We start from the raw sequence: 21,504 nt of genomic DNA, 5'->3' as shown, positions 1-21,504 counted from the left end.
CTTTTTAACCGTTCATTGAAATTTGGATTTCAGATTTTAGATTTTAGACTTCAGATTGCAGCATAAACTGTAAACTGATTTCTGAATACTGGGAACTGCCTTCCATCCGGGTTCAATACCTGTTAAAATTATTGTTTAATCCATCCTTGCAATTGATTGCAGATTGTAGATTGCAGATTGTAGATTCTTCAAAAAATCTAAAATCTAAAATCTAAAATCTAAAATTGAAAGTTCGGATAAAAATTTACAGAGTGAATAAAGAATTAATCATTAGATCTAGTTCCGAAGCCGTAGATTTTGCCTTATTAAAAGATGGAAAACTAATTGAATTACACAAAGAACAAGAAACGAGCAACTTCCAAGTTGGCGATATTTTTATTGCCAAAATAAGAAAACCAGTTGCCGGACTTAACGCTGCTTTTGTAAACGTGGGCTTCGAAAAAGACGCCTTTTTGCATTATCACGATTTGGGTCCAAATCTTGCTTCTCAACTGAAATTCATAAAACTTGTAAGCGCAGGTAAAATAAAAGATTTCTCCCTAAAAAACTTTCAGTTTGAAAAAGAGATAGACAAAGATGGGTCGATAACAGAAATTATCAATCCCAACCAATCTATCTTGGTACAAGTCGTCAAAGAACCAATATCTACCAAAGGACCAAGAATTAGCGCAGAGCTATCCCTTGCCGGAAGATTTATTGTTTTGGTTCCGTTTTCTGATCGTGTTTCTATTTCTCAAAAAATAGAAGACAAAAAAGAAAAAGAACGTTTGAAACGACTCGTACAAGCCATCAAACCGAAAGGATTTGGTGTTATTGTTCGCACAGTAGCCGAAGGCAAAAGCACAGTAGAATTAGAAAAAGATTTGCAGAACCTCATAGAGAGATGGACTGCAATGTGTAAAAAATTACCAACCGCCCATCATCCGTCCAAGGTATTAGGAGAGCTCAATAGAGCTTCATCAATATTAAGAGACGTCTTCAACGACACCTTTAGCGGTGTCCTAATAGATGATGAAGAGTTGTACAACCAAACGAAGGATTATTTACAAGAAATAGCCCCTTCGAAAACATCGATTGTTAAGTTTTATCAATCAAAAGACACTCCAATTTTCGAGAAATACAATATAGAGAGACAAATCAAGACCTCCTTTGGAAAAACAGTTTCCATGAGTAAAGGTGCTTATCTTATTATCGAACACACCGAAGCCTTGCACGTCATCGACGTCAACAGCGGAAACCGTTCCAATAAAGCATCTAACCAGGAAGACACTGCCATGGAAGTCAACATGATTGCCGCCGCCGAAATAGCCAGACAATTGCGTCTTCGCGACATGGGTGGAATAATCGTGATTGATTTTATTGACATGTCCAATCCCGAAAATCGCAAAGTCCTGTTCGACTTCCTTAGAGAAGAAATGAGCGATGATAAAGCGAAACACAAAATCTTGCCTCCGAGTAAATTTGGATTAGTCCAGATTACCAGACAAAGGGTAAGACCGGAAGTCAACATCAAAACTAGAGAAGAAGATCCAAACAATGGAAACGGCGAAATTGAAGCGCCAATTCAAATCATTGACAAAATCGCTTTAGATCTAGAAAATATATTAAAAACAAACGCAGATGTAGTGCTTAACGTACATCCATTTGTGGCCGCATACCTTACCAAAGGTTTTCCATCAATACGTTCAAAATGGTTTTTTGAACATAAAAAATGGGTGAAAATCATACCACGTGACGCTTACACGTACCTAGAGTACCATTTCTACGACAAAAAGAAGAATGTTATTATAGAATAAATTAAAAAACCGCCTTTCGTGAGATTGGCGGTTTTTTTGTGTCTTGTCAGAACTTATTTTCTTTTCTTGGCAAAAAAAGCCTTCATCAATTCCGAGGCTTCATTCGCCAAAACTCCTCGAACAACTATTGTTTTTGGATGCAATTGGGTTCCCATTTTCTCGAAACCGCGATGTTCGTCACTGGCTCCATACACAATTTTCGAAATTTGGCTCCAATACAGGGCGCCGGCGCACATTTGGCAAGGTTCCAACGTGACGTAAAGCGTGCAACCCACCAAATATTTTCCGCCCAGAAAATTAGCAGCAGCCGTTATGGCTTGCATTTCGGCGTGAGCGGTTACATCGTTCAACATTTCGGTGAGATTATGACCTCGGGCAATGACTTTATTGTCGATGACAATGATGGCGCCAACAGGAATTTCATCTTTTTCAAAAGCCATTTCCGCCTCTTGCAAGGCTTTCTTCATAAAATATTCGTCGGTGAAAGGGTTTTCCATAATTACAAAAATAAGAATTCAATTCGTACATTTGCTTTATGACCAAGAATTTACTGCAACACATCAACAATCCAACTGATTTGCGTCAACTCGACGAAGCCCAACTTCCTCAAGTTGCCCAAGAATTGCGTGATTTTATCATTGATGTTGTTTCCGTAAAAGAAGGTCATTTGGGCGCCAGCCTTGGTGTTGTTGAACTCACGATTGCTTTGCATTATGTTTTTGACACTCCAAATGATTTACTGATTTGGGATGTGGGTCATCAAGCCTACGGACATAAAATATTGACCGAAAGAAGAAAAATTTTTCATACCAATCGTCAACTAGACGGAATTTCAGGGTTTCCAAAACGAAGCGAAAGTGTTTATGATGCTTTTGGCGTTGGCCATTCTTCCACTTCCATTTCGGCTGCCTTGGGAATGGCAATAGCCTCTAATTTGAAAGGCGATTTCGAAAAACATCACATTGCCGTTATTGGTGATGCTTCCATCGCTTCAGGAATGGCGTTTGAAGGACTGAATCACGCCGGCGTTACCGATGCTAATTTATTGGTCATCCTCAACGACAACGCCATCGGAATTGACCCCAGTGTCGGCGCTTTGAAAAAGTACCTCACAGCCGTGAAAGAAGGAAAAAATCCAAGGAAAAACAATATGATCAAATCCTTGAATTTTGATTATTCGGGACCAATTGACGGACACGATATTTTTGCCGTTATCAAAGAATTAAAACGATTACAAAAAATAAAAGGGCCAAAATTCCTGCACATCATTACCACAAAAGGAAAAGGGCTGCAACAAGCCGAAGATGATCAGGTAAAATACCATGCTCCAGGTAAATTTGACGCAAACACGGGAGAAATTCACCCAAAATTTGAAGAAAATCTTCCGCCAAAATACCAAGATGTTTTTGGGCTGACTCTTTTGGATTTGGCAAAAGCCAATGAAAAAATTATTGGAATCACTCCAGCGATGCCCTCGGGAAGTTCCTTAAAATTGATGATGGACGCTATTCCTGAACGCGCTTTCGACGTGGGTATTGCCGAGCAGCACGCCGTGACATTATCGGCAGGAATGGCGACACAAGGCATGGTGGTTTTTTGCAATATTTATTCCACATTTTTGCAACGAGCATACGACCAAGTCATTCACGACGTGGCTTTGCAAAATTTACCGGTAATTTTTTGTTTGGACAGGGCAGGATTGGTTGGCGAAGACGGCGCCACGCATCACGGCGTTTTCGACTTGGCTTTTTTGCGTTGCATTCCCAACATGATAATTTACGCCCCGTTGAATGAAATCGCCTTGCGCAACATTTTATACACTGCCCAATTGGGCTTGAATCATCCCATTGCCATTCGCTATCCTCGTGGTCGTGGTCAAATTGTGGATTGGCAAAAACCGTATGAAAAAATCGAAATTGGAAAAGCAAATTGTCTCAAAAAAGGCACAAAAGTAGCGGTCTTGTCCAACGGAACCATTGGCAACAACGTGACTTTGGCTTTAGCCAAAATACCTCATCAAGATACTATTGCCCACTACGATTTTGCTTTTGTTAAACCATTGGACGAAAATTTGTTACACACTATTTTCATTTCATTTGAGGATATAATCACCATTGAAGACGGTGCCATAAAAGGAGGTTTTGGCACGACTATTGCGGAGTTTGCATCGAAAAATAATTATAATTCAAAAATAAAAGTTCTTGGCATTCCAGATGAATTTATCGAACAAGGAACCGTTGAAGAGCTACAACAATATTGTAAAATTGACGTTAGAAGTCTAGAAATCATTTTTTCAAGCTATTGAAATGAATTGTTTCCCCCCATTTAAAACTAAATAATACCTAATGAGATTACTACACAACACCTTTATCATAGTTTTACTAACCATTTCTTTAAACAGTTTTTCACAAAAGGACACAATAACCTCGATAGTTGTAGAACTCAAACCAGTAACTGCTCTTGCAACAGTGGCCTCAACAGCAACGGTGACTGCTAAAACACAACCCGAATTGCCATTAGTTTATTTATCCCATTGGCAAAGAAAAAACACGATAGGCATTGACCTAAACGAAATTGCGTTTGTGAATTGGAATGCAGGTGGTGTCAGCTCAATTTCAGGATTATTGAAAGGTAATTTCTTAAGAATTCACACTCGCGACAAAAGCGAATGGGCCAATGAATTAATCGTTCGCTATGGCATAAACAAACAAGACGGATTGGCGATACAAAAGTCAGATGATGAGTTCCGTTTCAATTCCACCTTTGGCTACAGAAAAGACACGTTGACGAATTGGTACCATTCCGCAAAATTCAATTTCAACACACAATTCACCAATGGTTATAAATATCCAAACACCAGCTCTCCTATTTCAAGACCATTTGCACCGGCCTATACTTTCCTGGGTTATGGAGCTAATTATTCTGACAAGGTAAAGAAATTTGACTTGTATATTTCGCCTTTGACATTTAAAAACACTTTGGTTTTAGACCAAACCTTGGCCAATAAAGGTGCTTTTGGAGTAAACAAGGCCGTCTACGACGCTGATGGAAATTTAATTTCAAAAGGACAAAAATCAAGAACGGAGTTTGGCTTTTTAGTAACCAACTATTATAAAAAAGAAGTTTGGAAAAACATCGTTATGGAAAACCGACTGAGTTTGTATTCAGATTACATCAATAAGTTTGGAAACATTGACATGGAATGGAGATTGAATTTTGATTTAGTCGTAAATCGATACGTAAGAGCTAATATTGGAACGCACCTTATTTATGACGATGACATAAAAACCACTGAAGAAATTAACGGCTCACAAGTTCCAAAGGGACCAAAAGTACAATTAAAACAAGTTCTTGGCATCGGTTTGGTTTATGTCATTTAAAATCAATTCGTTTTCCTGCCGTTGATGGTTTCGTATAATTCCAAGGCATTTCCGTCGGTCAAAAGGGAAACATAATGACAAATATGCAAGAGTCGTTTGTACAAATCTTCTTTTTCTTCCAGAAATTTTTCAGGCAACATCTTCAACAATAATTTATCGTAATTCGACAAATTGCCATCAAATTTATTATTGAAAGCAGTGATGAATTTATCCAACAAGGTTTGAATAATTTGATAGCCCACAATTTCTTTTTCGATCACCTCGCGACTTTGATAGATGTTTTTGACGCTCAATTTGATGATGTCGTCCATTTGAACTTTGTATTTACTTTTGTCCGTCAAAGCGTGTGGAAATCTTCCCTGCAAAATTGCTTCTTCGTTTTCGACAAAAACTTTCACGGCATCGCTTATTAAACTGCCTATTGCCAAGGCTCTCAAGTAACTGATCCTGTCTTCTTTGGTAGTTAGCGTGTTGTATTTTGACGAATCAATGCTGTCCTTGACCAATTTTATTAAATATTCCAAGGCAAAATCTTCTGAAACTAAACCTAGATTGATACCGTCTTCAAAGTCGATAATTGTGTAGCAAATATCATCGGCAGCTTCGACCAAATATGCCAAAGGATGTCTCTCGAAACCTATGTCATTTCCTTCTTTGTTTGAAATCAATCCCAATTCCGAGGCTACATCCTGAAAAAATGCCACGTCAGTTTGAAAGAAACCATATTTTTTGTCCGCAATGTTTTGTGTCGGTTTTTTGGGCAAACTTTCTTTTGGATATTTCATGAATGCACCAAGAGTTGCATACGAAATTCGCAATCCTCCTTCGATTCCGGGACGACTTGCCGTAAGCACCGAAAATCCATTGGCATTTCCTTCAAAATCTATTAAATCTTGCCATTCTTTGGCCGAAAGTTGGTCCTTGTATTGCTGTCCTTTCCCGATGGAAAAATATTCACCAATGGCTTTTTCTCCCGAATGACCAAAAGGTGGATTACCAATATCATGCGCCAAGGAAGCCGCAGCAACAATTGCCCCGAAATCATTTGCCTGGAAACCGTGAATTTCTTTTAAATGCGGATATTTTTCTACAATTTTTTTGCCAACCAATCGTCCTATGGAACGGCCAACAACCGAAACTTCCAAGCTGTGCGTCAATCGAGTGTGCACAAAATCGGTTTTCGAGAGTGGAATAACCTGGGTTTTGTCTTGTAAACTTCTAAATGCCGAGGAGAAAATAATTCGATCATAATCAACTTCAAAGCCCAGACGCGTGTCATCTTGCTCCATTCGTAATCGTTTGCTCGTGTCCCCTTGACGTTTTAAAGACAATAGTTGTTCCCAGTTCATTTTATTGTTTTAGATGTAGCGAATATAAGAAAAAAGGAAGTGGTTAAAATAAAAAAAGCCATCAAAATGACAGCTTAATCTATTTGCATGGCTTCGTCAAGGAAATGCAACAACTCCCTTTTATGATTGAACTCGTGTTTTCGCACCACATAAGTATCAGAAAACAAATCGTGTAATCCCCTCAAATCTCCACTCAAAAAGGTAAGTGCTTCGAGAGGAATGAATCGAGACAGTGTTCGAATGCTAATCGCTCTTTTGTTGGGTCTAGAGCCGTTTTTTGTCACCACGATGGTCTTTGTAAAATACTTGGCAAAGGTTCTCGAAAAATACGTTTCGGTCAAAAAGTAATACAAAAACAGCATTACAGCCCAAAAAAACAATCTTTCGAAAGTCGTAGTGGATTTTGCCCAATTAGACAAGTCATTATTGTTTGTAATATCTCCTATGATAACCGCTGTTGTTGCGATGCTAATCAAAATAGTATGAACAATCAGTAAGTCGATAATGCAATTCAAAAAACGTTGCCATCGAGTAGCCAATAAATCCTCTGTAACCATAATTTTTGTATTTTCCATTTTGAAGTTTTTTAATTTCCATGAAAAATGTTTTACAAAGATAACTCCCTCAAATATAGTGAATTATTTTCAAAAAAAATGAATTTACAACAGGAAAAACCAGTTGCGATTATAGCAAAAATCATTTTAGGTTTTTATTAAAAAATAAAAGATTGAAACAAAAAAACGGGACACGAGCGAGGCGAACTGACCAAGTAAATGTCTCAAAAAAAAACAGCTACCGAAATCGATAGCTGCTCTTCATTATTCTATTTTCTGATTAAGACCCACACATTTCACAATCTTCCGGACCGGCATTTCTGGCCAATTCGATCATTGCCTTGTATTCTTCAACACTCATTTCTACGGTTGTCGTGTTTGCTTCCACTTCAACAGCTGCAGGAACAGGGGCTGCTTTTTTATCGTTATTCAAAGTAAATTTTATCGCGTCAACCGCTGATTTTGTTCTCAAATAATACATTCCGGTTTTCAAACCAGATTGCCAAGCGTAGAAGTGCATTGAAGTCAATTTCGAATAATTCGCGTCTTGCATAAACAAGTTCAACGATTGTGATTGGTCAATAAAATAACCTCGTTGACGCGACATGTCGATAATGTCTTTCATGGACATTTCCCAAACAGTTTTGTACAATTCTTTCAAATCTTGAGGAATGTCAAGGTTTTGAACTGAACCGTTATGTCTCATCAATTCTTGTTTCAAATCCTCGTTCCACAAACCTAGTTTCACCAAGTCTTCAAGTAAATGTTTGTTGACCACGATAAACTCTCCTGACAAAACTCGTCTGGTGTAAATATTGGAAGTATATGGCTCAAAAGCTTCGTTGTTTCCTAAAATTTGTGAAGTCGAAGCGGTTGGCATTGGCGCCACCAAAAGTGAATTTCTCACACCGTGCTCCATCACTTCTTTTCTCAATGATGCCCAATCCCAACGACCGGAAAGTTCTTCGTCTTTCAATCCCCAAAGATTGTGTTGGAATTCTCCTTGCGAAATTGGCGAACCTTTAAAGGTGGAATACGGTCCATCTTCTTTGGCCATTTCCATCGAAGCGGTCACGGCTGCAAAGTATAAAGTTTCAAAAATTTCTTGGTTCAATTTCTTGGATTCGTCGCTCGTAAAAGGCAAACGCAACATAATGAAAGCATCTGCCAGACCTTGAACTCCAAGACCTACCGGACGATGGCGCCTATTCGAGTTTTCAGCTTCCACTACGGGATAATAATTTCTATCGATTACTTTGTTCAGGTTTCTCGTAACGCGTTTGGTCACGCTGAACAATAATTTGTGGTCAAATTTTCCGTTTACAACAAACATTGGCAACGAAATAGAAGCAAGATTACAAACTGCAATTTCGTCTTTAGACGTAAATTCCATAATCTCGGTACACAAATTCGAGGAACGAATGGTTCCTAAATTTTTCTGGTTTGATTTTCTGTTAGCCGCATCTTTATACAACATATAAGGCGTTCCGGTCTCGATTTGAGATTCCAGAATTTTTTCCCACAATTCCCGTGCTTTAATGGTTTTACGACCTTTTCCACGAGTTTCATAATCTATGTACAAAGCTTCAAATTCTTCTCCATAAACGTCATACAAACCAGGGCACTCGTTAGGACACATTAGCGTCCAATAAGAATCCTCCTGAACTCGTTTCATAAACAAATCCGAAGTCCACATCGCGAAGAACAAATCCCTGGCGCGCATTTCTTCTTTCCCTGTATTTTTTTTCAAATCCAGGAATTCGAAAATATCGGCGTGCCAAGTTTCGATGTAAATCGCAAAACTTCCTTTTCGTTTTCCACCACCTTGATCCACATAACGAGCGGTATCGTTAAAAACTTTCAACATCGGCACAATTCCGTTGGATGTTCCGTTTGTGCCGCGAATGTATGAACCCGTTGCACGAACATTGTGAATTGACAATCCAACTCCTCCTGCAGATTGCGAGATTTTGGCCGTTTGTTTTAGTGTATCATAAATTCCGTCGATGCTGTCGTCCTGCATGGCCAAAAGGAAACAAGAAGACATTTGCGGTTTTGGAGTTCCGGCATTAAACAACGTTGGCGTTGCGTGAGTAAAGAATTTTTTCGACATCAAGTCGTAGGTTTCTATCACGGATTCTAAATCTCCAAGGTGAATTCCAACCGAAACACGCATCAACATATGTTGTGGGCGTTCCACAATTTTTCCGTTTATTTTCAACAAGTAAGAGCGTTCCAAAGTTTTGAAACCAAAATAATCGTAATTGAAATCTCTGTTGTATATAATATGCGAATCCAAGAATTCGGCATTTTCCATGATTACTTTATGCACTTCTTCCGAAAGCAATGGTGCTTCAAGATTCGTTCTCGGATTCACGTAATGAAACATTTCGTTCATTGTTTCCGAAAAAGATTTTTTGGTATTGGAATGCAAATTGGAAATTGCAATTCGAGCTGCCAATTGTGCATAATCAGGATGTGCAATTGTCATTGAAGCCGCAGTTTCGGCTGCGAGGTTGTCTAGTTCTGAAGTCGAAACACCATCATACAAACCTTCGATTACGCGCATAGCCACTTTTACTGGATCGACCAAGCCATTCAATCCGTAACATAATTTTTTAATTCTATCCGTAATCTTGTCAAACATTACTGGCTCTTTGTGGCCATCTCTTTTTACTACATACATATGATTACTTTTTTTTTAAAATAGACAATCCCTTCTCTATTTTGGTGTATTTGTGTTTGTTTTTGGGAAGCTAATCCCGGGTATTACTGTTTTTTTAGAAGCTATTACTTCGTTTGTTCACTTTGCTCGAGTTCTATAATTCGTTTTCCCCTTTTGTTTTTTTTAGAAAAACAAAAGGATTTCCACTGCCATCGGGGCTAAAAACAGTCAAAATTTGGAAATATATGTCTTTGAATCATTAAGAAATCAAGCAAATTAAGAATTCGTGATTCTAAATTTCTTAACGGCAACTCTTCATTATTTTTTAAAAATCAGCGTCAAAGCTAATTTTTTGGGCATCAGAATCGGTGTTCATAACTCCTGACTTTTGGTATTCACCAACTTTCTTTTCGAAGAAATTTGTTTTTCCTTGAAGCGAAATCATGTCCATAAAATCGAAAGGATTTGGGGTATTGTATTCTCTTTTGCAACCTAACTCCACCAACAATCTGTCCGTTACGAACTCTAAATATTGTGTCATCAAAACGGCGTTCATTCCAATCAAACTCACCGGAATCGATTCGGTAATAAATTCTCTTTCGATGTCTAAAGCATTCACGATGATTTCTCTTATTCTTGCTTTTGGTACTTTATGAATCAAATGATGATTGTGTAAATGCACGGCAAAATCGCAGTGAACGCCTTCGTCACGAGAAATTAATTCGTTCGAAAATGTTAATCCTGGCATCAAACCGCGTTTTTTTAACCAAAAAATGGAGCAAAAACTTCCAGAGAAGAAAATACCTTCCACAGCGGCAAAAGCAATTAGCCTTTCGGCAAAGGATTCAGATTCAATCCATTTTAAAGCCCATTCTGCTTTTTTCTTGATGGCTGGAAATCTTTCAATGGCATTGAACAATTCGTCTTTCTCGGCTTCGTCTTTTACATAAGTGTCTATCAAAAGCGAATAGGTTTCGCTATGAATGTTTTCCATCATTATTTGAAAACCGTAGAAGAATTTTGCTTCTGCATATTGCACTTCGTTGACAAAATTTTGAGCTAAATTCTCGTTTACAATTCCATCTGAAGCTGCGAAAAAAGCAAGGATATGTTTTACAAAATATTTTTCGTCTTCGCTTAATTTATTGTTCCAATCGTTCAAATCCTGAGCCAAATCAATTTCTTCGGCAGTCCAAATACTGGCTTCTGTTTTCTTGTAAAATTCCCAAATGTCGTGGTGTTTGATAGGAAAAATCACGAATCGATTTTTATTTTCTTGTAAGATTGGTTCAAGTTTTGACATTATTGCTTTTATTTTTTAAAATTTTAACGAATTTTTATGCTTTCAGAAGATTACAAAGATTGTGAATTCTTGCGGTTATAAAAAGCCAAACTTATTCACAATTGGCTTGAGTTTTTAACAAAAAGAAAAGATTGGAATATTTTTTACAAAAATTACAATGTACTGAAAACCAATATTTTAAAAAATAAAATACTCCGTAAGACACTGTAAAATATAGGATTTAAAAAACCAGCTGAACAAGGGAATTGTAATTTTTTTTTAATTATTTCTTTATGTCTTGAGCTACTTTTTCAAGCTCCAGATACCAATCTTCACCAAACCTTCTGATGAGTGCTTCCTTGACAAATTTATAAACAGGAACTTCCAGTTCTTTGCCCAAAGTGCAGGCATCATCACAAATTTCCCATTTGTCGTAATTGACTGCGGCAAATTCAGTGAAATCTTTGACACGAATGGGATATAAATGACAGGAAACAGGTTTTTTCCAGTCAACCACTCCTTGATTGTAGGCTTGTTCGATTCCGCAAAGCGATGTTTTGCCGTCATAAATAACGTAAGCGCAATCTTTATTGTCAATCAAAGGTGTTTCGAGGTCGCCATCAGTGCCTTTTGTCCAAGTTCCTTGAGCTTCTATGGCGGCAATGCCTTCCTTGCGTAGAAAAGGTTTTACTTTTGGATAAATTTCTTCCAAAATTTTGGTTTCGGCTTCGCTCAAAGGTGCTCCAGCGTCGCCATCGACACAACATACGCCTTTGCAAGCCGATAAATTACAAACAAATTCTTTTTCGAGAATATCTTCCGATATGATGGTTTTTCCTATTTGAAACATTTTGCAAATATACTCTGCAATTCTGAATTTTGGATGTTAAATTTTGAATTTATTACGACCTTAACATTAGCCATACCGGTCAATATTTATTGGCTTTTAAAACCATTAAAACCAACATCTCTAATTTAACTATTCTAATTTTACCGAAAATAACCTTAATTTAATTTTACATCCTCGAAATTCAATACTTTTGTTCCAATAAATTTAAGAAATCATGGAACTGGATTTTAAAGAAATAATTACCGTTGGGATGGTGCTTTTTGCCGTAATCGATATTGTGGGAACGATTCCCATTGTGGTTGATTTGAGAACAAAACACGGCCATATCGAATCAGAAAAAGCGTCGCTGGTAGCTGGTTTGATCATGATTGTCTTTCTTTTCATAGGTGAAGAATTCTTGAATCTCATAGGAATTGATGTTCACTCCTTTGCTGTGGCTGGTTCTTTTGTATTGTTCTTTTTAGCACTTGAAATGATTTTGGGCATTCGTATTTATCGTGATGAAGCCGCAAGTTCCGCTTCAATTGTTCCCATAGCTTTTCCTTTAATTGCCGGAGCAGGAACGATGACTACCTTATTGTCATTAAAAGCGCAATACCAAACCCTGAATATTGTTGTTGCCATTGTTTTGAATATCATTGTGGTTTATATCGTTTTGAAATCATCGGCAAAAATCGAAAAAATGCTGGGAAAAAATGGTTTGGGCGTAATCAGAAAGACTTTTGGCGTGGTGCTTTTGGCAATTGCTGTTAAATTATTCGCCGCTAATGTTAAAGGTTTGTTCGTCTAAAATAAATTTTTATAAATTTACCTCATCATTTTACAAAAAATAATTTTATGAAAATTTTTACTAACATATTGGTGATTTTAGCGTTAGGGCTAATCGTATTTAACATTACCCTGCTTGATTTCAAAAACCCTCTTCAAGGAAACAGTATGGTTGCTTTCATTGGAATTGCCGCATCCATTTGTGCTGTTTTAATTCTTTTGATTTTCAGAATGTCAAAAAATATCGAAGAAAAAATGAATGATAAATTCTAATTGTGTTTGATGTTTTACTAATTGGCGGTGGCGTTTCAGGAATGTCATGTGCCCTGGTTTTAGGTTCTGCCAAAAACAAACCTTTTGTAACTGATAAAAAAATAGGGATTATTGCCCATCAAAAAACTTCCTCGCTTCAAGAAGCCCTTATCAACAATGCTTACGGAATTGCTCCCGGCAAATTAGGTGCTGATTTATTGACCGAAAGCAAACAACATTTATCCGGAACTTATCCGCACATTAAACAAATTACCGATGAAAAAGTACTGAAAATTGAAGGCGAATCCCCTCAATTTACCATTACCACAAACAAGAACACTTACAAATCCAAAATGATTGTTGTATCTGTCGGCTATTCCAATACTTTTGCGATTGAAGGATTAATGCATTATGTGGAACCGCATCAAAAATCACTTGACGAAAAACAAAGAATTCAACTTAAAAATACCGACCACAAAGTAGCTGAAGGCATTTATGTAACGGGAACTCTGGCGGGATGGAGAAGTCAAGTGGCCATTGCTTCAGGAAGTGGTGCGGCCGTGGCAACCGATATTCTTACATTGTGGAATAACGGTATTCAAACCCAATCCCACGACAGTATTAAGAAATAGGATTACTAAATTCCAAAAACATCTTTTTTAGACTTGCTTAATTTCTTTCCAGAATTTCCTTTTTTATTGCGTTGACTTCTTTAATCAATAATGGAAAAGCCGGTTCAGCCATTGCGCCGTGATCAAAACCTTCGAGTTTATATAAAGTAGTCCGTTTGTGACCCGCTAGTTTCATCATTCGCCACATATAGGCGTTTTCCTCGTAACGTCCCAGCAATTCCATTTCAGGGTCACCAGTTACCAAAACTAAAGGCGGAGCGTCCTGACGAACAAAATAAAGTGGCGCATATTTATCAATCAATGGCTGTATGTCATTCATTCCCATTTCTTTTCGAATGGTAAAATGGGTTATTGTATGTCCGCTAAACGGAATGTTTCCCGCAATTCTATTGGCATCAATATCATATTTGGCCAAATATTTTTTGTCAAGACCCACCATCATTGTCAAATAACCTCCAGCAGAATGTCCCGACAAAAAAATTAAATCGGTTCTACCACCATAACGTTCTATATTCTGAAATGCCCAAGCTATTGCGGCAGCCGCATCTTCAATACATACAGGTGCTTTCACTTTTGGCGAAAGCCTGTAACCAACTCCGATAACGGCAAAACCTTTTTCTAACAAAGCGTTTGGAATTTCTTTGCTTCCTCCCGTTAGGCCGCCACCGTGAAACCATACTATCGTGGCAAAGTTTTTAGAATCTTTAGGATAATAAATATCCAAAGTGCATTGAGAATCCGTGTATTTGTCAATTTTATTAACTGCATCGGGATAATAATGAATGTCTTTTTCGACAGCATATTTCTGTTGCGCATTCACAAAAATTGATGCCGTCAACAAGAGTAAAAAAAATATTTTTTTCATGTTTATTTCAAATTTAAACCCTTTACAAAATTAGACTCGAATTCAGCTTGGACTATTTCAAAACTGCTTTAATCATTGCGTCGTCTTTCAACACGATTTCATAATATTTGCCTTCGTTGTATAACTGTCGAGCAAATTCAGCCGACAAATACCGTTTTACCAATGCTTTATTTTTGTCCAATTTCATGTTTAGTCCATTCTTGAAAAGATATTTTTGCAAAGTATCAAAATACATGTCAGTTCCATCAATTTTGGTTTTAAATTGTTCGAAAGGCATACCTTCAAAAATAGTTCTGTCCCGATCCAATTGTTCAAACACAAAATGCCCCATAAAACCAGATTCCAATAAATAAGCGGTATGCTCGTTGCCATAACCTACTTCAAGGGAAACAAAAACATCCGGAACAATTCCGCCGCCGCCGTAAACTATTCTGCCTTTTGGGGTTTTGAATTTTGACGTTGTTGGTGTTTTTATGCTGTCTTTATGGTACAATTCACCGTTTGTAAAACGAGAATCAAATTCTTTAGAATAGGCTTCAATCCCTTTTGAATACGGTTTTTGTATCGAACGCCCCGTGGGAGTGTAATATCTGGCAACGGTCAATCGCACAGCGGATCCGTCATCAAAATCCATTTCGCGTTGGACCAATCCTTTGCCAAAAGAACGGCGACCCACGATGGTTCCTCTGTCATTGTCCTGAATGGCTCCCGCCAAAATCTCGCTTGCCGATGCGCTATTTTCGTTGATTAAAACGACAACTTTTTCGCTTTCGAAACTTCCGCTTTCTGTGGCAAATGTTTTTTCTACCGTTCCGTTTTTGTTCTTGGTAAAGACAATGAGTTGTTTGTCTTTCAGCAATTCGTCAGCGATGGCAATGGCTTGTTCCATATATCCTCCACCGTTGTCCCGAAGATCGATAACGAGCGATTTTGCGCCTTGTTTCTTCAATTTGGTCAAGCCAGTTTTGAACTCATCATAAGTAGTTTCGGCAAAACGATTTATTTTTATGTATCCTGTTATTGGATTCAAAAGCACGGCTGCATCCACACTTTTTATGGGGACAACACCTCTTTTTATTTTGAATTTGATTTTTTTGTTTTCTGATTTTCTATAAACCGTGACCAAAATTTCGGAACCTTCCGCTCCTTTTAGTTTGAAAAACAAACTGTCATTTGGCAATTTCCGCCCAAACAATTTTGTTTTGTCGGCATAAAGAATGCGGTCTCCTGCTTTTATTCCTGCTTTTTCCGAAGGTCCATTCTCGACAGGTTTTATTATCGCCAAGGAATCTTTGTACATATAAAAATTAACGCCAATTCCCACGAAATCGCCTTTCATGTTTTCGGCAACTTCGGCCTGCTCGCTTGGTGGAATATAAACCGAATGCGGGTCGAGTTGCGCCAGAATATTGTCTATGGTAAGATTTACGATAGAATCAGATTTTACGTCATCAACATATTCGTTATCAATAAAATCCATGAGTTTATTGAGTTTGCTTTTTGAATTGTTTTTTACCAAAAAATAATTCTGGGCGGGAAAATTTAGCCATCCGCCCAGAACAACTCCAAAAGCTAAAGCGGCAAAAATATATATTGGAAAAAAATTGACTTTAATTTTCATTTATTCCAGAACTTCAATTTGTTCGACAATTACGCCTGCTTTAACCAGAAAATCTACTCCCGAAGTGTCTCTATAGCCTAGTTGGTAAACCACTCTTTTTATTCCTGATTGATGAATCAATTTACTGCATTCCTTGCATGGCGAAAGCGTAATATACAAGGTGGCTCCTTCGCAAGTTTGCGTGGATCTTGCCACTTTTAGAATGGCGTTTGCCTCGGCGTGAAGCACGTACCAATTGGTCAAGCCTTCGTGGTCTTCGCAACAATTTTCAAAACCGGAAGGTGTTCCATTGTAACCGTCGGAAATTATCATCCGGTCACGAACAATTATTGCGCCTACTTGTTTGCGTTTGCAATACGACAAAAGGCTCCATTCTTTGGCAATTCGAAGATAAGCTCGGTCGTATTTATTTAATTTTTTCTTTTCCATTTTATTTTTATCTATTCCAAATTTCGCTTTCGACAATCATTGGCAAAACTACGCCAATTATGAAAGACGACATTACCAATGTCCAATCTCTTTTCGAAAATCGGAAGAAAGTTTGAACAATATAAGACAGTATCAAAACCACAAAAACCACAACAATTTGAGCGGCTTCTATCCCTAATGCAAATTCCGACAACGGCAACAATTTAGATTGTGGCGAACCTCCAAGCAGGGATTTAAAATAGCTTGCAAAGCCCAATCCGTGTATGATTCCAAAAAACAAAGTAACAAAAACAATAACACTAATACTTTCTTTTTTTGATGATTTTCCTGCCGTGAAAAGATGGAAGAAAGCCACAATGAGAATAGTTATTGGAATTAAAAACTCGACCAAATTGCCCTTGATAATAATCACGCCAAAAACAGACAACAGCAATGCCAATGTGTGTCCAATGGTAAAAATGGAGACCAAAAGCAGTAACCTTTTCCAATCCTTGAAAGCATAAGGTACGGTTAACGCTATCAAAAACAAGACGTGGTCGTAAGCAAACAGGTCAAGAACATGCCTTAACCCAATTTCAAAATAAATCCAAAATTCTGACATCGCAAATAGTTTTAAGATTAGGGGTTGTCAAACATACAATATATTTTGAAAATAGGCTGAACCGATATTGTTAAAAGCATTTCTTGTCTCCTAATTTTTATTAAAATAGGGAAAAATCACAAATTGAAATTCATTAAAATCGAAATTTTTAGTATCTTTATATAAATCAATTAAAACTCAAAGCCATGTCAATAGCAGAATTATTTGATAATGAATTTAAAAGCAGAATGAAAGGTCGTTTCGCTGCCGTGGTTCGTGTATTGTTTGCCGACGGAAAATTTGATCCAGACGAGAAAAAGTTCTTGGACAAGTTAGCCGTAAAACTGGAAATTTCGGATGAAGAATATGAAGAAATTCTGGAAAATCCCTTGAAATACGAACTTAATCCTCCCTATTTACACATTGAAAGATTGGAGAGTTTGTATAATATCGCCAGGGTGGTTCATCATGACCATCATTTGGGAGACAAGCAAGAAACATTACTGAGAAAATTTGCTGTAGCTTTGGGATTCACTACAAGCAATGTAGATTATATTGTTAATAAAGCGCTGGCATTAGTTGATAGAAGAGTCGATTTAGACACTTTTATCTATGAAATGCAAAACATGAATAGATAAAAATCCTCTCCCCGACCCTCTCTTTTGGAGAGAGGATTGAGGATGGGAAATTATTGTTTTGAACTTTTAAAATTAGCCAATTTAGTACTTGCTCAATTTGGCCAATCGCATAAAATCTTCCGCTTTTTCGACCATATTGAAGCTTCCACAAAAGAAAGGTGCTCTTTCATGCAATTCCTTGGGTTGGATTTCCATAATTCGATTCCATCCGTCCGAGGCTTTTCCGCCGGCTTGTTCAACAATAAAAGCCATTGGATTACATTCATAAAGCAATCGCAATTTCCCTTTTGGTGCTTTGGTGCTGGTTGGATACAAATAAATTCCTCCCTTGATCATGTTCCTGTGAATGTCTGAAACCAAACTACCAATGTATCGCGAAGTATAAGGTCTTTCTTCCTCTTCGAGCTGGCAATATTTGATGTAATCTTTCACTCCTTGCGGAAAATGCACATAATTTCCTTCGTTTATGGAGTAAATATTTCCGTCTTTCGGGAATTTCATATTGGGATGCGACAAGTAAAAGGTTCCAATGGCGGGATTCAAGGTAAATCCATTTACACCGTGGCCCGTGGTATAAACCAACATCGTCGATGTGCCATAAATCACGTATCCTGCCGCAACTTGATTGACTCCAGGTTGCAAGAAATCTTCAATTGTAACCGGAGTTCCTATGGGAGTAATCCTTCTGAAAACCGAAAAAATAGTTCCTACCGAAACATTTACGTCAATATTTGACGAACCATCAAGCGGATCCATCAAAACCACGTATTTATTGTTGTGACTGTTATCACTACCTTCGACTGTTATAAAATCGTCATTTTCTTCGGAGGCAATACCACATACAATTTCGCGGTTTATTAAAGTTTGGATAAAAATTTCATTGGCATAAACATCCAATTTTTGTTGGTCTTCGCCTTGGATATTTTGCTCTCCGGCTGCACCGACAATATCGACCAAACCGGCCTTGTTCACTTTGTAGTTAACCACTTTTGCGGCTAACCTGATTGAATTAATGATTCTGGACAATTCGCCTGACGAATATTGAAAGGCATTTTGGTTTTCGATGATAAATTCTCCCAGGGTCTTGTTGCGTTCTTCCATTACAAAATCGATGTAGTTAGTTTAAGTCACAAATATCGGTTTTTTTGTGAAAATGATTTAATTTTATTCAATTCGTTTATCAGAATTGTATATTTGCCATATAAACTGCCCTATTATCAGGTTAAAAGCTTTTTTTAACCTAAAAAACCATAAATATAAAATCATGATTATTCGAAAAGGAAACCCGGAAGACATGCAAGCCGTTTTAGGGCTGATTCAAGAACTAGCTGCTTTCGAAAATGAACCTGAAGCCGTTTTGATAACGGTTGACGATTTAATTCGCGATGGTTTTGGTCCAGTTCCGTTATTTCATGTTTTTGTTGCCGAAGTGGAATCAAATGTCGTGGGAATAGCTTTGTATTACTACAGATATTCCACTTGGAAAGGAAAAACCATTCACTTGGAAGATTTGGTAATCAAAGAAAAAATGCGTGGCACCGGATTAGGTTATGCATTATATTCTGAAATTATTAAACAAGGTAAGAAAGACAATGTAAGAAGAATTGAATGGAATGTCCTCGATTGGAACACGCCTGCCATCGAATTTTATGAAAAATCAGGAGCGAAAATTCTCGGCGATTGGAGAGTAGCGCAAATGAGCGAAGAAGCAATCAACTATTTCGTTGACAACAAATTAAAACAATAAACATATCAACAAATCTCTTTCAAGTTTCAGCCATCTAACTGAAACCTGAAATCTGAAATCTTAATTTAAAATGAGAGTATTCAAATTTGGTGGCGCTTCCGTGAAAGATGCCGAAGGAATTAAAAACGTGTACAGCGTTTTGCAAACAGCTGGTTACGAAGATGTATTATTAGTGGTTTCCGCAATGGGAAAAACCACAAACGCCCTAGAATTAGTCATCAAAAACTATTTCGACAAATCTCCGGAATTGCAATCATCGGTTCAAGAAGTAAAAAAATACCACAATGAAATCCTGTTGGATTTATTCGAAGATCATAAAAATGAAGTTTTTACTGCGGTAAACACCCAATTTTCAGATTTAGAATATTTTTTAAGCCACAACAAATCCCCGAATTACAATTTTGTTTACGACCAAATCGTGAGTTATGGCGAATTGATTTCGACCACCATTTTAAGTTATTTCATGACTCACATGGGTATCAAAACGCAATGGCTTGACGTGAGAAACTTTATCAAAACGGATTCAAATTACAGGGATGCCGAAGTAGACTGGGAATTGACCCAGAAAAATATTTCCAAAAACGTAAAAGGAAAAATATTGAACATCACTCAAGGATTCTTGGGTTCAGACGAGAATAATTTCACCACAACCTTGGGCCGTGAAGGTTCTGATTACACTGCCGGAATTTTTGCTTATTGCCTCAATGCCGAAAGTGTGACCATCTGGAAAGACGTTCCCGGAGTGATGAATGCCGACCCAAGATACTTTGAAAATGCGAGTTTGCTGAGCCATATTTCGTATCGTGAAGCAATTGAAATGGCTTTTTATGGTGCAACAGTTATTCACCCAAAAACCTTGCAACCACTACAAAAAAAGGAAATTCCGTTGTATGTGAAATCATTTATAAACCCATTGCTGCCTGGAACTTGTGTTTCGAAAGGGTCTGATTCAGAATGGCAAATTCCTAGTTTTATTGTCAAAAGAAACCAACTTTTAATTTCGATTTCCTCTATAGATTTCTCCTTTATCATGGAAGAAAACATCAGCGAAATTTTTGCTTTGTTTCACCAATTCAAATTGAAAGTAAATCTAATCCAGAATTCTGCCATCAGTTTTTCGGTGTGTGTTGAGGATAAATTTGGGAATTTTAAAGATTTGAATCCAATTTTGGCAAAAAAATTCAAGGTAGATTACAATGAAAACGTAACCCTTTACACCATCAGACATTTTAACGATAAAGCGGCACAAACAGTCGAGCACAACAAAACCGTTTTGTTAAAACAAGTGAGCCGTGAAACTATGCAGATTGTTACGATAGAAGGCTAGCCAGAACATTAAAAAAACAACGCAAATGCACAGATTGTAAAATTTGTGCATTTGCGTTATTTTTAATTAGCCAATTTCCTAATCCAATTTCCCAATAACAATTTCCAATTATAAATACTACTTTTGATACTTTCGAGTTAAAGTATTTATGTTAAAAAACATCTTGATTTTGTTGGCACTAATCTGCTTTTCTGGACTTCAGGCCCAGGAAACTAATTCGTCGTACAAAACCAAAAAAATCCCCATTACTCGCGACACGATTCATCTGGAAAAAACAAGCATCAATTCGAGTCATTTCAAATTGCTTGACGCCAATGAAAAACCCATTGATTCCACTTTTTACAAAATCAATTTCGAAAAAGGCACGCTAATTTTAAACAAAAAAATTCCTTCAAGTTCCGATTCGCTAACAGTCCATTACCTCAAACTTCCCGAGAGTTTAACCAAAGAATACCACATTTATGACGACAGCAAAGTGGTGAGCAACGAAGCCGTCGCTGGAAGTTTGTACAAAATTGAAGGAGAAAATCTCCAGAAAAAAAACGCGCCGTTTGAAGGACTCAACACCTCGGGAAGCATTACGCGTGGCGTGACTATTGGCAACAATCAAAACTCGGTTCTGAACTCCAATCTCGATTTGCAAATCACGGGCAAACTTTCCGAAAAAGTGAGCTTGCGGGCTTCCTTGCAGGACAACAACATTCCGCTGCAAGATGGTGGTTATTCGCAAAAATTGGATCAATTCGATAATGTTTTTATGGAACTTTTC

20 protein-coding genes and 1 pseudogene are annotated in these 21,504 nt (G+C 37.5%); 10 read left to right on the top strand and 11 right to left on the bottom strand.

Going from position 1 to position 21,504, the window contains the following annotated elements; all coding sequences use genetic code 11:
• The first annotated feature begins 251 nt into the window (after positions 1-251).
• Positions 252-1,796, top strand: a complete 1,545-nt coding sequence (locus C0430_RS11800) for a ribonuclease E/G (protein WP_290870300.1) — start codon at positions 252-254, stop codon at positions 1,794-1,796.
• 53 nt (positions 1,797-1,849) lie between these two features.
• Here C0430_RS11800 and C0430_RS11795 read toward each other — a convergent pair whose 3' ends face one another.
• Positions 1,850-2,293: a nucleoside deaminase gene (locus tag C0430_RS11795; protein WP_290870298.1), complete on the bottom strand. Its 444-nt coding sequence runs from the start codon at positions 2,291-2,293 to the stop codon at positions 1,850-1,852.
• A gap of 38 nt (positions 2,294-2,331) precedes the next feature.
• On the opposite strand from C0430_RS11795, the gene C0430_RS11790 reads away from it, so the two are divergent.
• Positions 2,332-4,101: a 1-deoxy-D-xylulose-5-phosphate synthase gene (locus C0430_RS11790; RefSeq protein WP_290870295.1), complete on the top strand. Its 1,770-nt coding sequence runs from the start codon at positions 2,332-2,334 to the stop codon at positions 4,099-4,101.
• A gap of 40 nt (positions 4,102-4,141) precedes the next feature.
• Positions 4,142-5,176, top strand: a complete 1,035-nt coding sequence (locus C0430_RS11785; protein ID WP_290870292.1) for a DUF3078 domain-containing protein — start codon at positions 4,142-4,144, stop codon at positions 5,174-5,176.
• Between the two features lie 2 nt (positions 5,177-5,178).
• On the opposite strand, the gene C0430_RS11780 is transcribed toward C0430_RS11785, so the two are convergent.
• The 5 genes from C0430_RS11780 to C0430_RS11760 all read right to left on the bottom strand — a co-directional run bounded on the left by C0430_RS11780 (position 5,179) and on the right by C0430_RS11760 (position 11,876).
• Positions 5,179-6,525, bottom strand: a complete 1,347-nt coding sequence (locus C0430_RS11780; RefSeq protein WP_290870289.1) for a deoxyguanosinetriphosphate triphosphohydrolase — start codon at positions 6,523-6,525, stop codon at positions 5,179-5,181.
• 74 nt (positions 6,526-6,599) lie between these two features.
• Positions 6,600-7,100: an RDD family protein gene (locus C0430_RS11775; protein ID WP_290870286.1), complete on the bottom strand. Its 501-nt coding sequence runs from the start codon at positions 7,098-7,100 to the stop codon at positions 6,600-6,602.
• Between the two features lie 259 nt (positions 7,101-7,359).
• Entirely contained in the window at positions 7,360-9,765 is a 2,406-nt protein-coding gene (locus C0430_RS11770; RefSeq protein WP_290870283.1) for a ribonucleoside-diphosphate reductase subunit alpha, read from the bottom strand.
• Between the two features lie 304 nt (positions 9,766-10,069).
• On the bottom strand, positions 10,070-11,047 hold the full coding sequence (locus C0430_RS11765; RefSeq protein WP_290870279.1) for a ribonucleotide-diphosphate reductase subunit beta: 978 nt from the start codon (positions 11,045-11,047) through the stop codon (positions 10,070-10,072).
• A gap of 262 nt (positions 11,048-11,309) precedes the next feature.
• On the bottom strand, positions 11,310-11,876 hold the full coding sequence (locus tag C0430_RS11760; RefSeq protein ID WP_290870276.1) for a DUF3109 family protein: 567 nt from the start codon (positions 11,874-11,876) through the stop codon (positions 11,310-11,312).
• A gap of 211 nt (positions 11,877-12,087) precedes the next feature.
• Here C0430_RS11760 and C0430_RS11755 point away from each other — a divergent pair, with 211 nt between their 5' ends.
• The 3 genes from C0430_RS11755 to C0430_RS11745 are packed head-to-tail and all read left to right on the top strand — an operon-like array spanning position 12,088 to position 13,528.
• Positions 12,088-12,666, top strand: coding sequence for a MarC family protein (locus C0430_RS11755; protein ID WP_290870303.1), 579 nt, complete (start codon positions 12,088-12,090; stop codon positions 12,664-12,666).
• A gap of 47 nt (positions 12,667-12,713) precedes the next feature.
• On the top strand, positions 12,714-12,917 hold the full coding sequence (locus tag C0430_RS11750) for a hypothetical protein (protein ID WP_290870273.1): 204 nt from the start codon (positions 12,714-12,716) through the stop codon (positions 12,915-12,917).
• A 2-nt stretch (positions 12,918-12,919) separates the two neighbouring features.
• Positions 12,920-13,528: an FAD-dependent oxidoreductase gene (locus C0430_RS11745; RefSeq protein ID WP_290870269.1), complete on the top strand. Its 609-nt coding sequence runs from the start codon at positions 12,920-12,922 to the stop codon at positions 13,526-13,528.
• Between the two features lie 37 nt (positions 13,529-13,565).
• Here the strand turns inward: C0430_RS11745 and C0430_RS11740 are convergent, their stop codons facing one another.
• Genes C0430_RS11740 through C0430_RS11725 form a run of 4 tightly spaced genes read right to left on the bottom strand, consistent with a single transcriptional unit; the run spans position 13,566 to position 17,044 of the window.
• The gene (locus C0430_RS11740; protein WP_290870266.1) at positions 13,566-14,393 is read right to left on the bottom strand and encodes an alpha/beta hydrolase; all 828 of its coding nucleotides are present in this window, start codon (positions 14,391-14,393) and stop codon (positions 13,566-13,568) included.
• Positions 14,394-14,445: 52 nt separating this feature from the next.
• Positions 14,446-16,014: a S41 family peptidase gene (locus C0430_RS11735; RefSeq protein ID WP_290870263.1), complete on the bottom strand. Its 1,569-nt coding sequence runs from the start codon at positions 16,012-16,014 to the stop codon at positions 14,446-14,448.
• Positions 16,015-16,443 (bottom strand): dCMP deaminase family protein, encoded by a 429-nt coding sequence (locus tag C0430_RS11730; RefSeq protein WP_290870260.1) that lies wholly within the window; start codon positions 16,441-16,443, stop codon positions 16,015-16,017.
• Positions 16,444-16,450: 7 nt separating this feature from the next.
• Positions 16,451-17,044 carry a HupE/UreJ family protein gene (locus tag C0430_RS11725; RefSeq protein WP_290870257.1) on the bottom strand — a complete coding sequence of 198 codons (594 nt, stop codon included), beginning with the start codon at positions 17,042-17,044 and terminating at the stop codon, positions 16,451-16,453.
• Between the two features lie 185 nt (positions 17,045-17,229).
• Between C0430_RS11725 and C0430_RS11720 the strand changes: the two genes are divergently transcribed.
• Complete coding sequence (locus C0430_RS11720; RefSeq protein ID WP_290870254.1) at positions 17,230-17,661, top strand: TerB family tellurite resistance protein; 432 nt, start codon at positions 17,230-17,232, stop codon at positions 17,659-17,661.
• 81 nt (positions 17,662-17,742) lie between these two features.
• On the opposite strand, the gene fbp is transcribed toward C0430_RS11720, so the two are convergent.
• Complete coding sequence (gene fbp, locus C0430_RS11715; protein ID WP_290870251.1) at positions 17,743-18,762, bottom strand: class 1 fructose-bisphosphatase; 1,020 nt, start codon at positions 18,760-18,762, stop codon at positions 17,743-17,745.
• Positions 18,763-18,925: 163 nt separating this feature from the next.
• Between fbp and C0430_RS11710 the strand changes: the two genes are divergently transcribed.
• The 3 genes and pseudogenes from C0430_RS11710 to C0430_RS11700 form a co-directional block, all read left to right on the top strand.
• Positions 18,926-19,408: a GNAT family N-acetyltransferase gene (locus tag C0430_RS11710; protein WP_290870247.1), complete on the top strand. Its 483-nt coding sequence runs from the start codon at positions 18,926-18,928 to the stop codon at positions 19,406-19,408.
• A gap of 70 nt (positions 19,409-19,478) precedes the next feature.
• Positions 19,479-20,735 (top strand): aspartate kinase, encoded by a 1,257-nt coding sequence (locus C0430_RS11705; RefSeq protein ID WP_290870244.1) that lies wholly within the window; start codon positions 19,479-19,481, stop codon positions 20,733-20,735.
• 148 nt (positions 20,736-20,883) lie between these two features.
• Positions 20,884-21,504, top strand: a pseudogene (locus C0430_RS11700) (hypothetical protein); the annotation flags it as partial.

It is taken from the genome of Flavobacterium sp. (assembly GCF_013823965.1).
Classification (GTDB): Bacteria; Bacteroidota; Bacteroidia; order Flavobacteriales; family Flavobacteriaceae; genus Flavobacterium.
The sequence above is the reverse complement of the archived record's forward strand: the minus strand, read 5'-3'. Positions and strand labels throughout refer to the sequence as shown.